We start from the raw sequence: 13,736 nt of genomic DNA, 5'->3' as shown, positions 1-13,736 counted from the left end.
TAACGCCTTTTACATCTTTCGTCTGCACCCATGCCACCCCGCCATCCTTACCGCCGCCTGCGCCCAGCTAAATCCCATCTGCCCGAAGTCGGCATTTCCGAAGAAGGCAATATCCGTTCCCTCCACTTGGGCAGCGACACCATTCAAAGCTCCATGAATGTCGATCATCCGTCCAAGCTTGTGTTGTCGTACAGCCGCGCCATGATGGGTTGGCTGCTGTTTGCAGAAACCCCGCCCAAACACATCACCCAAATCGGCTTGGGCGGCGGCTCGTTTGCCCGTTGGATAGACAGCTATCTGCCCCACACCAAGCAAACCGCCATTGACATCAATCCGCAAGTCATCGCCGTGGCGCGCAGCCTGTTTGAATTGCCGCACGAAGGCGAAAATTTTGAAATTATCGAGGCGGATGGCGCGGAATATATTAAAGTGTTCCGCCACAATACCGATGTGATTTTGGTAGATGGTTTTGACGGCGAACAGATTATCGATACTTTGGTGGAAGAGCCCTTCTTCCAAGACTGCCGCAACGCCCTCTCTTCAGACGGCGTATTTGTCACCAACTGGTGGAGCGGCGACCAGCGTTACCAACGCTTTGTCGAACGCCTGCTCAACGTCTTTGACGGCCGCGTGCTCGAGCTGCCTGCTGAGAGCCACGGCAACGTAGCGGTCATGGCGTTCCAAAGTAGCCCTAAAGAACAAAATCTCGACAACCTGAAAAAACGCGCCGAAAAATTAAGCGAAAAATACGGCTTGGACTTCAAACGGATGCTTGCTGATTTGAAAGCCAACAACCAAAACAACGGCAAGAATTTTTATCTGTAAACCGCTTCAGGCCGTCTGAAAAAACAAACAAGGACACACTCATGCTCAAACCCGACATCATTCAAATCCCCGGCCCGGCCGGTTTACTGGAAACCATCTACCTGCCAAGCACACAAGAATCCGCCCGCGGCGTTGCCGTCATCAACCACCCCAATCCCCTGCAAGGCGGCACCAACACCAACAAAGTCATCCAAACCGCCGCCAAAGCCCTCAGCCAACTCGGTTTCCATTGCTACCTGCCCAATTTGCGCGGCGTAGGCAATAGCGAAGGCGAACACGACTACGGCCGCGGCGAAACGCAAGACTGCATTGCCGTTATCGACTACGCCCGCGCGCAACATCCAGACGCACCGCAATTCGCCCTGGCTGGCTTTTCATTTGGCGGCTACGTTTCCACCTTTGCCGCCCAAGAACGCACGCCTGATTTGCTGTTGCTGATGGGCGCTGCCGTCCATCACTACACCGACCGTCCTGAACCATCCGACGTTCCCGATATCGCCAAAACATTGATGATTCATGGCGCGGAAGACGAAGTCGTCGAAATCAACAAAGCCCTGACATGGGCAGAACCACAAGGCCTGCCAGTTGTAACCATTGCCGGCTCGTCCCACTTCTTCCACGGCAAACTCATCGTTTTACGCGATACGATTACACGGTTTGCACCGGCTTTATTAGGCTAAAATCCGGCTACAAAATAAAACAAGGCCGTCTGAAAGCTTTTTCAGACGGCCTTGTTTGTATGAAACCTTATTATCAAATATCAGGCTCAAGTATTCAGAAATCCATCAAGGATTTTCTGCTTAACATATCAATTCTGAGTCAACCAATACTGCAAACCAATCAAAGTCTTACCATCTTTGATTTTATCGTTTGCCAATGCATTGCGCACCTCGTCCTTGCTCATCAGGACGGTTTCTGTAATTTCATCCTCATCATTGCTCAACTCGCTGCCTAAACGCACACCTTGCGCTTGGTAGAGATACATTTTTTCATCGCAAAAACCGACTGCTGTATAAAAGGAGTACAACAGTTTGACGCTGTCGGCAACGTATGGCGTTTCTTCTGCCAACTCACGCAAAGCGCATTCGGCAGGATCTTCATCCGCCACATCCAATTTACCCGCCGGCAATTCCAACGTCGCCTGATCGGCGGCATAACGCCATTGGCGAACCAAAACAACTTTGCCGTCTTCCGTTTCCGCCAACACACACGCAGCACCCGGATGGCGGATCACAACCCGTTGGCTTTCGTTGCCGTTGGGCAGGCGCACCCGATCGCGGCTGATGGTAACAAAAGAACCTTCGTAGATTGGCTCGCTGCTTAATTTAGTTTCTTTCAAATCCATTTTTTACCTCATTTCCAAATTATTAAATATTAAAGGCCGTCTGAAATGCTTTTTCAGACGGCATAGATAAGCCCTATTCCCGAACACGTTCAATTTCAATACCGACCTGCGCCACATCGGGCAAGATACCCGGTTTCACAATACGGACGCGCACTTTGGCCGCACCAAAATCATTCAAAATCAATTGGGCGATATGTTCCGCCAAAGTTTCCAGCAGTAAAAAATCCTGTTCAGCAAGGCTGCGGCGTACGACTTCGCATACTTCGCCATAATGGATGGTATCGCCGATATCGTCGCTCGTGCCGGTACGCTCGGGAACACTGATTTCCAAATCCAAAATCAAAGTCTGTTTACGCTCGCGTTCCCAATCATATACGCCGATTAAAGTATCGGCCTTCATGCCGCACAAAAAGATTTTATCCATTTGCCTGTCCGTTTTTTTGATAGAATATCCGTTCCCATTTTAAGTAAAGCACCCAAAATGTTCAATGTACTCGCCATTATTGCCGCCTATCTTATCGGCTCCCTGTCTTTTGCCGTCATCGTATCAAAATATTACGGCATGGACGATCCGCGCACTTACGGCTCTGGCAACCCCGGCGCCACCAACGTCTTGCGCAGCGGTAAGAAAAAAGCGGCCGCACTGACCCTGCTCGGCGATGCAGTAAAAGGCTTGGTTGCCGTCATCTTGGCACGCTGTCTGCAAGATACTTTAAATTTGTCTGATGCAACGATAGCACTGGTTGCCATCGCCGCATTGGTCGGCCATATGTGGCCAATATTTTTCAATTTTAAAGGCGGCAAAGGCGTAGCCACCGCATTGGGCGTCTTGCTCGCCCTCTCCCCCGCAACCGCCCTGCTCTGTGCCTTGGTTTGGCTGGTCATGGCGTTCGGTTTCAAAGTATCTTCCCTTGCCGCACTGGTCGCCACCGTCTGCGCACCCATCTTCGCCTTCTTCATGATGCCACACGCCTCTTGGGCATGGGCAACCGTATTCATTGCCGCATTGGTGTTGTACCGCCATAAAAGCAATATTCAAAACCTGATTCAAGGCAAAGAAAGCAAAATCGGAGATAAAGCCGGAAAATCTTAAAAGCGTAGATACATTCAAATAAAAGGCCGTCTGAAAGTATATTTTTCAGACGGCCTTTTGTAGTTTCACTTGCTTTATTCACGCATAATCAGTCAATCTTAATATATTCTACCGACAAAATCTCTATAACCTCCTGTCCTTCTGGTGTATCCAAGACAACTTCATCGCCTTCGCGTGCTTTAATCAGGCTGCGTGCCAAAGGTGAAATCCATGAGATTTTGTTTTTAGCGGTATCGATTTCATCTACGCCGACGATTTTGACGGTTTGTTCTCGACCGTCTCCGCGCAGTAAGCCAACGGTTGCGCCGAAGAAAATCTGGTCCGTGGCTTCGCGCGCTTCTGGATCGACGACGACGGCGGCTTCCAAGCGTTTGGTTAGGAAGCGGATACGGCGGTCGATTTCGCGCATGCGGCGTTTGCCGTAAAGATAGTCACCGTTTTCGCTGCGGTCGCCATTGCTTGCCGCCCAGTTAACGATTTGGACGATTTCCGGGCGTTCTTTGTTGACCAGGTGATAAAGTTCGTCTTTCAATGCCTGCCAGCCGGTAGGCGTGATGTAATTTTTGGTTTCGGTACTCATGATGTGTTTAAAACATAATTAAAGGCCATCTGAACGTTAATTTTCAGACGGCCTTTATTGTAAGTCAATTTACTTTATTCTTCATCATCGCTATCGCTGATACTGATGCTGTGTTCCATTTTGCTTGGATGTACTTTCAAGCCACCACAACCTGATTTTTCGGTAGAGAGGCGGTTCAGATACGCTTCGTCGATATCGCCGGTTTGATAAACACCGTTAAAGCATGAGGAATCAAAGGATTCGATTTTTGGATTGAGCGCTTTGACTACTGCCTCCAAGTCTTCTAAGTTTTGGAAGACGATACCGTCCGCGCCAATTTCGGCTGCGATTTCTGCCGCGCTGCGGCCGTTTGCAATCAGTTCTTCACGAGTCGGCATATCGATGCCGTACACATTTGGATAGCGTACTTCAGGAGCGGCAGAAGCAATGTAGACTTTGCGTGCACCTGCCGCGCGTACCATTTCAACGATTTCACGGCTGGTCGTACCGCGCACGATGGAGTCATCCACCAATAAAACGCTTTTGCCGTTAAACTCGGTTTCCATCGGGCTGAGTTTTTGGCGCACTGATTTTTTGCGTGTTGCTTGGCCGGGCATAATAAAGGTGCGGCCGATGTAGCGGTTTTTAATCAGACCTTCGCGGTAAGGTTTTTCGAGATGAACGGCAAGCTCCATCGCGCTGGGTCGGCTGGTATCGGGAATCGGCATCACGACATCGATATCATCGACAGGCAGCTCGCGTTTGATTTTTTCTGCCAAAGATACACCCATATCCATACGGGACTGATAAACGGAAACGCCATCGATGACGGAGTCCGGGCGGGCAAAATAAACATATTCAAAAAGACAAGGGCTTAATTTGGCTTTATCGCTGCATTGACGGGAAATAATCGTGCCGTCAAAACCAATAAATACGGCTTCGCCCGGCTGGATATCGCGTTCCAAATCATAGGCAAGTGCATTAAAGGCAACGGATTCGGAGGCAACGGCATAAGATTTTTTGCCGGATTCATCGGTTTGCGAACCCAAAACCAATGGACGGATACCGAAAGGATCCCGGAAAGCCAGCATGCCGTATCCTGCAATCATGGCTACTACTCCGTATGCGCCGCGCACCAAACGGTGCACTTCGGAAACGGCGTTGAAAATATTGTCGATGGTGAGTTGATAAGGAGCTGTATTTTTAGAGACTTCACGGCGTAATTCGTGCGCGAATACATTGAGTAGGACTTCAGAATCGGAGCTGGTATTAACGTGGCGCAGGTGTTTGTTGCATACGTTTTCATACAGCTCTTCGGTATTGGTCAGATTACCATTGTGTGCCAAAACAATGCCGAATGGGGAGCTGACATAAAACGGCTGAGCCTCTGCGCTGCTGCCCGCATTGCCTGCAGTCGGATAGCGGACATGTGCAATGCCTGCATTACCGACCAAGTCGCGCATATTGCGGGTACGGAACACTTCGCGCACCATGCCTTTGCCCTTGTGCATATGAAATATATTGCCTTCGGCAGTAACAATACCTGCTGCGTCCTGACCACGGTGTTGCAACATCTGCAAACCATCATACAACATCTGATTGACCGGCTCATGACTAACCAAACCTAATACACCACACATATCGTGCTTCTCCGAGTTTGAAGATTAAATGGGTAAGCTGTCATTATAAAATAATTTAGATGAGTTTGCTCGAATTGTTGACAATATGATGTCAAATTTACGCAAATAAAAGCGGATTCAGACGACCCATAGGCCGTCTGAATCCGTCAAACTCAATCATCCAATTCTTCAACTTCAGCTGCTTTACCCGAAAGATGCGGCATTGCGGTATCTTTTCCAGGCAGATAAGGCATCGCAGCATCTGCAAGTGATTCAAAATACGGAATTGTGTGCGAACTTTGCCACTCTTCCGTTTTCGGCAAATCAGTGTGTGAAAAAACCATCACTGCCAGTGTCACCAAAATCACACCTTTCACAGCACCGAATACGCCGCCAAGCAAACGGTTGATGCTTCCTAAACCAACGGCAGACATCAAACTGCTCAACAGCGATCGTGCCAGTTTCTGCAACAGCCATGCCAGAAAAAACACAGCGGCAAAACCCATGGCAACCGCCAAGGAATGCGGTTCAACCGATTTAAAGACCACATCGGCAAACGGCACAGCGAGCGTTCTGGCTACAATAAACGATACCACCCACGCCACCATCGCCCCTGCTTCGGCAATAATACCCCGTGTCAACGAGATAATGATGCAGATGACGATGACAGCGGCAGCCAACAAATCGGCAACAGGCAAATTACTCACTGGTCACCTGACCGGCAATGCCATGTACACGCAATTTGTTTAAATCGCGCTCTGCATCGCGTGCATTTTTATAACTGGCTGATTTCACGCGATACACCTTACCTTTATCGGTCATCACTTCAGTAATGGTTGAATCGATACCTGCGGCTTTCATTTTACGTTGCAGGCTTTGTGCGCGTTCTTTTTCAGCATAACCAGCCTGAATAGCGGCTTTTTTCGCAGGTTTAGCTTCTGCTGTTTCTTTTTCAGCTTTAGGCTTGGCTTTTTCAGACGGCTTCTCGGCAGTTTTTACCTTATCGGCTTTTTCTGCTTTGGCCGTTTCTGGTTTAGCTTTTTCATTTTTTGGTTTTTCAACTTTGGCTTCTGCTTTCTTAGTAGGTTCGGCCTTGTCTTTTACGCTGTCTTTGCTGTTTTTGGCAGATTTACGCTCGGCAATGGCTTTCTCTGCTTTTTCCAATTGTGCCAATTTATTGCGTTCAGCAGCAGCTTCACGCTCTGCTTTTTCAGCACGCGCTTGAAGTGCACGTTTTTTAGCAGCCAATGCGTTTTCTTTTTCATCCGCTTCCTGTTGGGCTTGTGCCTTGCGTGCCGCAGCACGTTGTTCTGCCTGGCGTTGGCGGCGTTCTTCGGCTCGGCGTTCGGCAGCTTCGCGTTTGGCGGCCTCAGCCCGTTGAATACGCTCAGACTCTTCCAAACCTTTAATATTGCCGTCATCCAAAGTATCATTAATCAAAACCAACGGCTCGCCGACATCTTCGGGAGCAGATTCACGGTTTGGCTTCAATACTTCAACCGGCACATTGTCTTCTTCGTCGCCTGCATTTTGCGGTTTATTTGGTGCTTCGGCATCCGCATGACGGGCAGCCTCCTCAGCAGCAGCGACATCCTCTTTATTCGGCTCTAAAACAACGGCCTTGCTGGGTTCATCAGCCGTTTTGACTTGAGTCTGACCGACAGGCGCTTCTTTAAACGGTGAATTTTTATCATCGCCGGAAGTCAGTGCCAGACCGAACAGCATACCCGATGCCACCACCAAGCCGGAGGCCAAGACCAAGCGACGGCGGTTGCGACGTTTGAGTTGTTCGTAACCGTCTAAATCGTATCCGTTTGGAGTTTCTTTTTGTTTATTGTCGGACATGATAATTTCCTCGTTAGTGTTCTTTCAAAACAGCCATTACATCGGCAACAGTATGGAATGAGCCGAAAACAACGATTCTATCATTTTCGGTTGCTTTAGCCAAAGCAGCGCGGTAGGCAGCAGCGACAGTTTCAAAAACATTTACATTGTCGATGCCGTGTTCAGCCAATTTGGCCTGCAAAGCCTCTACCGTCATGCCGCGCGGTACATCTAAAGGAGCGATATTCCACTCGTCAAACTGATCTTTAACGATTTCCAGCACGCCATCAATATCTTTGTCGGACAACATACTGAATACGGCGGTACGTTTTTGGGCAAAGGCAAGATTAATCAGGCTGCGGCGCAAAGCACGGGCTGCGTGCGGATTGTGGCCGACATCCAAAACTACCAGCGGACGGCCGGGCAAAACTTGGAAACGTCCAGGATTCTCAACCAACAGCAAACCGCGTTTAATCGCGCCGATGTCAACCGGCAATTGTTCGTTCAAACATTCCAACACAGTCAATGCGCACGCGGCATTGGACAACTGATAGGCACCGCGCAAAGCAGGAAACGGCAAGGAATTGCGGTTACGGCTTTGGCCGTCTGAAGATTGAGGATGGAAGCGGTAGTTCCACTGTACGCTTTCCATTGACGCAAAATCAAAATCTCGCTGAACCATCAACAGTTTTGAGCCAATTTCTTCTGCGTGTTTGACCAATGATTCAGGCGCAGGATTCTGACCGCACACGGCTGGTTTGCCGCTACGGAACACTCCGGCCTTTTCAAAACCGACCTGCTCGACAGTATCGCCCAAAAATGCCTGATGGTCCAAATCCACGCTGGTAACGACCGAACAGTCGCCATCAAATACATTCACGGCATCCAACCGTCCGCCCAAACCGACTTCCAAAATCATTACATCCACATTTTCATGCATGAAAATATCGACGGCAGCCAAAGCATTAAACTCAAAATACGTCAGCGAAATTTCACCGCGTGCCGCTTCGATGCGCTCAAATGAGGAAACAATCAGGTCGTCTGAAACCGGCTGAGTGTTGATGGCGATTCGTTCGTTGTAACGCAGAAGGTGCGGACTGGTCAGCGTACCGACTTTGAAACCGGCTTCTTTATAAATATGCGACAAATAGGCGCATACGGAGCCTTTGCCATTGGTACCCGCCACCACGACGACAGGACACTGCGGCACCAAATTCATGCGTTTTTTCACTTCTCCCACACGTTCCAAACCCATATCAATCAGGCCGGAACTATGGGCAGTCTCCAAATGAGAAAGCCAGTCTTGTAATGTTTTCATTGTATTGATCGCTTCAAAAGGCCGTCTGAAACAGCCGTTTAATCCATATCTGCCGCAAGTTCTGCTTTGTCTTCTTTTTCCCGACACCAGCGCGCCCATACTTTCAGACGGCGGTAGGCATCGCGGTCGGCCATATCGGGCAAGATGCAGTGTTTGACCATTTTTCCGTCAACATTCCATTGCAAAAACAAAGCGTAAACCGTCAACATACTGCTGTCTTGCAAAACCGCGCTTCTTCCCTCTTCCTCGCCATTCAAGTAAACCGTCGCACGGTATTGGCGGTCTATAATGATTTTTCTGACCGCATTTCGAGTCTGAAAATTAATGCTGCGCCAAGCATAGGCAAAACTGCCGGCCAACGCCGCCAAACCCAGCCACATCATCCAGCCGTAAAACTCGGCAAGACATAAGGCCAACGCCGAAAGGTGTAAGAAGACAATCAGAATTTTCAAAGAACGCGAGGGCTTTAAGGCCGTCTGAAAACTTCGCACAGCTTTACATCATATTGTCGAAAACAGGCGTAATGTTCAATTCCGCCTCTTCCATATCCAAAACCATATCGTGGATTTCGGTATCGAAAAATTCCCAAAAAGCCTTCAGGCTCATGTCTTGCGGCCATTTGCTTTTATCGATGTCCCAGCCGGCCAATTCGGCTTCAAAAATCTGCTGGTAGCGTTCGTCAAAATAAGAAATGACGGATTCGGGTTCGTCAAATTGCGGCACCAAGAATACGGAGCAGTTGGTGCGCAATTGCTCGATGGTCAAATCGGGCATATTCTCATCGGAGGATTTCAACCATTCCAAAAAACGGGCGGTCGGTTTCAACACGACAGCAGTACGGTCAACAAAATACATAATGTTCAACTTTCAAAATCATTCAAACCGATCATGCCGTCTGAAATTTCAGACGGCCTAAGTTTAATGTGTCATCACCTGTTGCAGGAATTGTTTGGCACGCTCGTGTTTCGGATTGGTAAAAAACTCTTCCGGCGTTTCATCTTCCAGAATCTGGCCTTTATCGACAAAAATCACACGGTCGGCGACTTCGCGCGCAAAACCCATCTCATGGGTCACGCACATCATGGTCATGCCGCTTTCCGCCAAGTCTTTCATCACTTTTAATACTTCGCCGACCATTTCAGGGTCAAGCGCGGAAGTCGGCTCGTCAAACAACATCACGCGCGGCTCCATCGCCAAACCGCGTGCAATCGCCACACGCTGCTGCTGACCGCCGGAAAGCTGACCGGGCAGCGCGTCTTTTTTATGCGCCAAGCCGACACGTTCCAAAAGCTCCATCGCTTTCTTTTCCGCCTCTTCACGGCTTTGGTTTTTCACTTTCATCGGAGAAAGAATAATATTTTCCAAGACAGTCAAATGCGGATACAGATTGAACCCTTGGAACACAAAGCCCACTTCTTCACGCACTTTGTTCAAATCGGTTTTCGGATCGGCAACATTGATGCCGTCCACCCAAATCTCACCGCTTTCAATGCGCTCGAGTTGGTTTACCGTACGAATCAGCGTCGATTTGCCACTGCCCGAAGGGCCGCATACAACGACCACTTCGCCTTGTTTGACTTCCAGACTCACGCCGTTGATAACGTGCAAATCTTTAAAATGTTTGTGTACATTTTTGAATTTAATCATTATTTCTTTCCAAACTGCCAAAATTTTCGGGGCTTGAGTTGCACTTGCCACTGCCAAAGCAAAGGAATGGCTGTTTCCAGCCAAAAGCGGCAACTGACTATGCCGCCGGAAATTCCGCCTTGATTGTACCGATTAACTTTAAATTGCTCTTCCCTATCGAGACGATGCCCGGTCAATACCCAAACTGCGCCGATAATTGCCGCTTCAAAACGGTGCCGCTCAGGCGGCATATTCTTACCTGAAAAATACTGCACCAACTCGCGCCACAAATATGAATCACCCAGAACCCCCCATTGAATAGGAGGTTGCTTAAAAATTGCCATCACTGTTTCAGACGGCCTTTTGAACCAGATAATTGCTCAATTCCACATATTTCTCAGCGGCAATGTGTTCTGCCCTGTCCTGCGGATTGATACCGACTGTCTGCAAATCATCATCGCCGGCAAGTTCCTTCAAATTATTGCGTATGGTTTTACGGCGTTGATGGAAAGCCAGTTTTACCAGTTTGGCAAAATGTTCAAAATCTTCCGCTTTACCGATGCGGTGTTTCACCGGAATCATGCGCACGACGGCCGAGTCAACCTTCGGCGCAGGATCAAAGGACTCGGGCGGTACTTCAATCAACATTTCCATATCGAAGAAATATTGCAGCATCACGCCCAGACGGCCATAGTCGTTGGTTTTCGGCTGTGCCACCATACGTTCGACCACTTCTTTTTGCAGCATAAAGTGCATATCGATCACATCGTCTGCCACTTCGCTCAATCGGAACAAAAGCGGCGTGGAAATATTGTACGGCAGGTTGCCGACAATTTTTTTCTTGCCTTCAATGCTGTTGAAATCAAACTGCAATACATCGCCTTCGTGTATCACCAATTTATCTGCAAACGGCAAGGTTTTCAGACGGCGTACGATGTCGCGGTCGATTTCGCAAACATGCAGGCGATTGAGTTTTTTCGCCAAAGGCTCGGTAATGGCTGCCAAGCCCGGGCCGATTTCAATCACGATATCATCGGGCTGCGGTCTGACCGCGTTGACAATATCGCTAATAATCCGCGTATCCTGCAAAAAATTCTGCCCGAAGCGTTTCCGGGCCTTATGTTCTTTCATATCTTTCTTCAAGCAAGCTGTTTAAGGCAGTATTGTAACTGAAACAGGCGTTTTTGTCGGCACGCTTTCAGACAGCATTTGCCTAATTTTAAGCAAACGGCGGCGCTTCCAAACCCAAAGATTTTAGTAGCTGAGCGGTCTCATAAACCGGCAAACCCATCACGCCGGTAAAACTACCCTGCAAATGCTCGACAAATACGCCGCCCAAGCCCTGAATCCCATACGCACCGGCTTTATCCATCGGCTCGCCGCTGGCAACATAAGCTGCAATCTCCTCAGCCGTCAACGTTTTAAAGCGCACTTCGCTCGTCTGCACCACATCATGACGAACGCCTTGCCAGTAAACACATACAGCCGTCAGCACTTGATGCGTCCGTCCGGACAAGCGTTCCAGCATATCGACCGCATCCGCCTCGGATTCCGGCTTGCCCAAAATAGCCGCACCATCCGCCACCGTCGTATCCGCCGTCAATACAGCAAACTCAGGCTCTTGATCATGAGCAGCAAACCATTGCGCCACCGCCGCCTGATTTTTCTCGCCGGCCATACGGCGCACATACTCCAGCGCGGCTTCGCCTTCTTTAGGGGTTTCATCGATATCCGCTGAAAGGCGGTGTACCGTGAAACCCAAATTTTCCAAAATCTCACGACGGCGCGGACTACCTGAAGCCAGATAAATTGCGTTCATTGTATTGAATTTCCTTATTTTGAAATTTTATGCTGGCCGGACAGGCGGACATAATGCGCAGAGGAATACGTCAAAAATGCCTTTTCCTCATCCGTCAGCGGACGCACTTGTTTCACAGGCGATCCGACGTATAAAAAACCGCTTTCTAATCGCTTGCGCGGAGGCACCAAACTGCCCGCGCCTATCATCACATCATCTTCGACAACCGTATCATCCAAAATAATCGAGCCCATACCCACCAACACACGATTCCCAATTCGGCAGCCATGCAGCATGACCTTATGCCCAATCGTCACATCATCACCGATAATCAGAGGCGAACCGTCAGGCTTCGCCGCATTCTTATGTGACACATGCAAAACGCTGCCGTCCTGCACATTGCTGCGCTTGCCGATAGAAATACTGTTCACATCGCCGCGCAATACGGCATAAGGCCAAACGGATACATCTTCCGCCAGCGACACTTCGCCAATCACTACCGAAGTCTCATCTACAAAACAAGACTCATCAACTGACGGCACATAATCCAAAAACGCACGAATAGGGTTTGCCATTTCCAATAATCCTTTTCTCAAAACCAAAACTGATCAGGCCGTCTGAAAACACGGCGTAAAACGATTTTATACTACAACAATACGAAATCAAGCCAGAAAATCATCAAAAGGCCGTCTGAAACAGTTTTCAGACGGCCTTTCATCATAAACCCTTTATCTTGGCTTACGACTATTTATCATTAGCGCCCCAGCTATATTTTATGGAATAATCGCCTTCATTTGATTCTTGGAGAAGCCGATGGACACACGTTCGGGAAATTATGCAGCGCCCCTGCTAGTCGTCGGCTGCATCGTCTTCGGCTTGGGCAGTTTGATCGTCAAATTTGTCGATGTCGGCTCTTACGCCATCGCATTCTGGCGCTTGCTGATTGCCGCCCCTATATTCTTCCTGCTCGGGCGTTTTTTCAGACAAAAAATGCCCACGAAAAGAAAAACGGTCGGCTACGCAATCTTATCCGGCGTTTTTCTCGCATTCGACCTCGCCTTTTGGCACGAAAGCATTCACGCCGTAGGCCCCGGCATTTCCACCTTACTCAACAGCCTGCAGATTTTCTTTTTAGCCGCCATCGGCTTCTTCTTTTATTCAGAACGTCTAAGCACCCTGCAAATTTTAAGTTTGATATTGGCCACCATAGGCGTAGCCTTAATCGGCAGCCCAGAGTTCGGTCATAACGACAATGCCGCATGGGGATTTGTCAGCGGCGTAGTGTCCGGTGCCATGCTGGCTCTGTCTATGGTTTTCGTACGTAAAACCCATGAACAGGAAAAAGTTGGTTTGTTTCCGCTGATGATGATTTTAAGCTTCGGAGGCGCAATAGCGCTGATCATCCCATCGCTGCTATTCGATGCTGCACATCTCTATCCCAAAACTTTAAACGATGTGATTCTAGTCTCCATCTACGGCATCATCATGCAATGCTTCGCTTGGGCATTGATTGCTTACGCCATCCCGCTTTTATCCTTGTCACTAACCGGCCTACTACTGCTCTCCGAACCAGTTGCCGCCATGTTGATCGATTATTTCTGGCTGGATAAACCGATTAACACCGTCCAATGGAGCGGCGCTACTTTGACTTTATTAGCGATTTATTTAGGTTCGTTAAAAGACAAAAAATAGATACAAAAAAGGCCGTCTGAAAAATTTCAGACGGCCT

The 13,736-nt window shown here is 48.9% G+C and carries 18 protein-coding genes; 4 read left to right on the top strand and 14 right to left on the bottom strand.

Going from position 1 to position 13,736, the window contains the following annotated elements; translation table 11 throughout:
- Window positions 1–30: 30 nt before the first annotated feature.
- Both HMPREF3022_RS07485 and HMPREF3022_RS07480 read left to right on the top strand, forming a co-directional pair.
- Complete coding sequence (locus HMPREF3022_RS07485) at window positions 31–825, top strand: polyamine aminopropyltransferase (RefSeq protein WP_049331546.1); 795 nt, start codon at window positions 31–33, stop codon at window positions 823–825.
- A 41-nt stretch (window positions 826–866) separates the two neighbouring features.
- On the top strand, window positions 867–1,505 hold the full coding sequence (locus tag HMPREF3022_RS07480; RefSeq protein WP_070765390.1) for an alpha/beta hydrolase: 639 nt from the start codon (window positions 867–869) through the stop codon (window positions 1,503–1,505).
- Window positions 1,506–1,633: 128 nt separating this feature from the next.
- On the opposite strand, the gene HMPREF3022_RS07475 is transcribed toward HMPREF3022_RS07480, so the two are convergent.
- Both HMPREF3022_RS07475 and folB read right to left on the bottom strand, forming a co-directional pair.
- Window positions 1,634–2,170, bottom strand: coding sequence for an NUDIX hydrolase (locus tag HMPREF3022_RS07475; RefSeq protein ID WP_070765389.1), 537 nt, complete (start codon window positions 2,168–2,170; stop codon window positions 1,634–1,636).
- Window positions 2,171–2,243: 73 nt separating this feature from the next.
- Window positions 2,244–2,594 carry a dihydroneopterin aldolase gene (gene folB / locus HMPREF3022_RS07470; protein ID WP_049331537.1) on the bottom strand — a complete coding sequence of 117 codons (351 nt, stop codon included), beginning with the start codon at window positions 2,592–2,594 and terminating at the stop codon, window positions 2,244–2,246.
- A 57-nt stretch (window positions 2,595–2,651) separates the two neighbouring features.
- On the opposite strand from folB, the gene plsY reads away from it, so the two are divergent.
- Window positions 2,652–3,263, top strand: coding sequence for a glycerol-3-phosphate 1-O-acyltransferase PlsY (gene plsY / locus HMPREF3022_RS07465; RefSeq protein ID WP_049331534.1), 612 nt, complete (start codon window positions 2,652–2,654; stop codon window positions 3,261–3,263).
- Between the two features lie 88 nt (window positions 3,264–3,351).
- On the opposite strand, the gene greB is transcribed toward plsY, so the two are convergent.
- The 12 genes from greB to HMPREF3022_RS07405 form a co-directional block, all read right to left on the bottom strand.
- A complete protein-coding gene (gene greB / locus HMPREF3022_RS07460; RefSeq protein WP_049331531.1) occupies window positions 3,352–3,843 on the bottom strand; it encodes a transcription elongation factor GreB in 492 nt (163 codons plus the stop codon).
- A 74-nt stretch (window positions 3,844–3,917) separates the two neighbouring features.
- Window positions 3,918–5,462: an amidophosphoribosyltransferase gene (gene purF, locus HMPREF3022_RS07455; RefSeq protein WP_049331529.1), complete on the bottom strand. Its 1,545-nt coding sequence runs from the start codon at window positions 5,460–5,462 to the stop codon at window positions 3,918–3,920.
- Between the two features lie 152 nt (window positions 5,463–5,614).
- A complete protein-coding gene (locus HMPREF3022_RS07450; protein ID WP_049331527.1) occupies window positions 5,615–6,148 on the bottom strand; it encodes a CvpA family protein in 534 nt (177 codons plus the stop codon).
- Window positions 6,141–7,286: a cell division protein FtsN gene (gene ftsN, locus HMPREF3022_RS07445; RefSeq protein WP_049331524.1), complete on the bottom strand. Its 1,146-nt coding sequence runs from the start codon at window positions 7,284–7,286 to the stop codon at window positions 6,141–6,143. The genes HMPREF3022_RS07450 and ftsN overlap by 8 nt, the downstream gene beginning before the upstream one ends.
- A 13-nt stretch (window positions 7,287–7,299) precedes the next feature.
- Complete coding sequence (gene folC, locus HMPREF3022_RS07440; protein WP_049331522.1) at window positions 7,300–8,583, bottom strand: bifunctional tetrahydrofolate synthase/dihydrofolate synthase; 1,284 nt, start codon at window positions 8,581–8,583, stop codon at window positions 7,300–7,302.
- A gap of 38 nt (window positions 8,584–8,621) precedes the next feature.
- Window positions 8,622–9,074 carry a protein YgfX gene (locus HMPREF3022_RS07435; RefSeq protein ID WP_070765388.1) on the bottom strand — a complete coding sequence of 151 codons (453 nt, stop codon included), beginning with the start codon at window positions 9,072–9,074 and terminating at the stop codon, window positions 8,622–8,624.
- A 4-nt stretch (window positions 9,075–9,078) separates the two neighbouring features.
- Window positions 9,079–9,438: a hypothetical protein gene (locus tag HMPREF3022_RS07430; RefSeq protein WP_049322913.1), complete on the bottom strand. Its 360-nt coding sequence runs from the start codon at window positions 9,436–9,438 to the stop codon at window positions 9,079–9,081.
- A gap of 63 nt (window positions 9,439–9,501) precedes the next feature.
- A complete protein-coding gene (locus tag HMPREF3022_RS07425; RefSeq protein ID WP_070765387.1) occupies window positions 9,502–10,230 on the bottom strand; it encodes an amino acid ABC transporter ATP-binding protein in 729 nt (242 codons plus the stop codon).
- Window positions 10,230–10,553 carry a hypothetical protein gene (locus HMPREF3022_RS07420; RefSeq protein WP_070765386.1) on the bottom strand — a complete coding sequence of 108 codons (324 nt, stop codon included), beginning with the start codon at window positions 10,551–10,553 and terminating at the stop codon, window positions 10,230–10,232. The genes HMPREF3022_RS07425 and HMPREF3022_RS07420 overlap by 1 nt, the downstream gene beginning before the upstream one ends.
- Before the next feature lie 7 nt (window positions 10,554–10,560).
- Window positions 10,561–11,340, bottom strand: a complete 780-nt coding sequence (rsmA, locus tag HMPREF3022_RS07415; protein ID WP_070765385.1) for a 16S rRNA (adenine(1518)-N(6)/adenine(1519)-N(6))-dimethyltransferase RsmA — start codon at window positions 11,338–11,340, stop codon at window positions 10,561–10,563.
- Between the two features lie 88 nt (window positions 11,341–11,428).
- Window positions 11,429–12,028: a Maf family protein gene (locus HMPREF3022_RS07410; protein ID WP_070765384.1), complete on the bottom strand. Its 600-nt coding sequence runs from the start codon at window positions 12,026–12,028 to the stop codon at window positions 11,429–11,431.
- 14 nt (window positions 12,029–12,042) lie between these two features.
- Window positions 12,043–12,582, bottom strand: a complete 540-nt coding sequence (locus HMPREF3022_RS07405) for a gamma carbonic anhydrase family protein (RefSeq protein WP_070765383.1) — start codon at window positions 12,580–12,582, stop codon at window positions 12,043–12,045.
- 238 nt (window positions 12,583–12,820) lie between these two features.
- Here HMPREF3022_RS07405 and HMPREF3022_RS07400 point away from each other — a divergent pair, with 238 nt between their 5' ends.
- The gene (locus HMPREF3022_RS07400) at window positions 12,821–13,699 is read left to right on the top strand and encodes a DMT family transporter (protein WP_049331508.1); all 879 of its coding nucleotides are present in this window, start codon (window positions 12,821–12,823) and stop codon (window positions 13,697–13,699) included.
- The last annotated feature ends 37 nt before the right edge of the window (window positions 13,700–13,736 follow it).

The organism is Neisseria sp. HMSC065C04 (genome assembly GCF_001815375.1).
Classification (GTDB): domain Bacteria; phylum Pseudomonadota; class Gammaproteobacteria; order Burkholderiales; family Neisseriaceae; genus Neisseria; species Neisseria flavescens_D.
This window is presented reverse-complemented; position numbering and strand designations above follow the sequence as displayed.

What these genes read in the sequence shown, in the direction of transcription:
- HMPREF3022_RS07485 (WP_049331546.1), top strand. Translation starts at nt 31, where the DNA reads ATGCCACCCCGCCATCCTTACCGCCGCCTGCGCCCAGCTAAATCCCAT.
- HMPREF3022_RS07480 (WP_070765390.1), top strand. Translation starts at nt 867, where the DNA reads ATGCTCAAACCCGACATCATTCAAATCCCCGGCCCGGCCGGTTTACTG.
- HMPREF3022_RS07475 (WP_070765389.1), bottom strand. Translation starts at nt 2,170, where the DNA reads ATGGATTTGAAAGAAACTAAATTAAGCAGCGAGCCAATCTACGAAGGT.
- folB (WP_049331537.1), bottom strand. Translation starts at nt 2,594, where the DNA reads ATGGATAAAATCTTTTTGTGCGGCATGAAGGCCGATACTTTAATCGGC.
- plsY (WP_049331534.1), top strand. Translation starts at nt 2,652, where the DNA reads ATGTTCAATGTACTCGCCATTATTGCCGCCTATCTTATCGGCTCCCTG.
- greB (WP_049331531.1), bottom strand. Translation starts at nt 3,843, where the DNA reads ATGAGTACCGAAACCAAAAATTACATCACGCCTACCGGCTGGCAGGCA.
- purF (WP_049331529.1), bottom strand. Translation starts at nt 5,462, where the DNA reads ATGTGTGGTGTATTAGGTTTGGTTAGTCATGAGCCGGTCAATCAGATG.
- ftsN (WP_049331524.1), bottom strand. Translation starts at nt 7,286, where the DNA reads ATGTCCGACAATAAACAAAAAGAAACTCCAAACGGATACGATTTAGAC.
- folC (WP_049331522.1), bottom strand. Translation starts at nt 8,583, where the DNA reads ATGAAAACATTACAAGACTGGCTTTCTCATTTGGAGACTGCCCATAGT.
- HMPREF3022_RS07430 (WP_049322913.1), bottom strand. Translation starts at nt 9,438, where the DNA reads ATGTATTTTGTTGACCGTACTGCTGTCGTGTTGAAACCGACCGCCCGT.
- HMPREF3022_RS07425 (WP_070765387.1), bottom strand. Translation starts at nt 10,230, where the DNA reads ATGATTAAATTCAAAAATGTACACAAACATTTTAAAGATTTGCACGTT.
- HMPREF3022_RS07420 (WP_070765386.1), bottom strand. Translation starts at nt 10,553, where the DNA reads ATGGCAATTTTTAAGCAACCTCCTATTCAATGGGGGGTTCTGGGTGAT.
- rsmA (WP_070765385.1), bottom strand. Translation starts at nt 11,340, where the DNA reads ATGAAAGAACATAAGGCCCGGAAACGCTTCGGGCAGAATTTTTTGCAG.
- HMPREF3022_RS07410 (WP_070765384.1), bottom strand. Translation starts at nt 12,028, where the DNA reads ATGAACGCAATTTATCTGGCTTCAGGTAGTCCGCGCCGTCGTGAGATT.
- HMPREF3022_RS07405 (WP_070765383.1), bottom strand. Translation starts at nt 12,582, where the DNA reads ATGGCAAACCCTATTCGTGCGTTTTTGGATTATGTGCCGTCAGTTGAT.
- HMPREF3022_RS07400 (WP_049331508.1), top strand. Translation starts at nt 12,821, where the DNA reads ATGGACACACGTTCGGGAAATTATGCAGCGCCCCTGCTAGTCGTCGGC.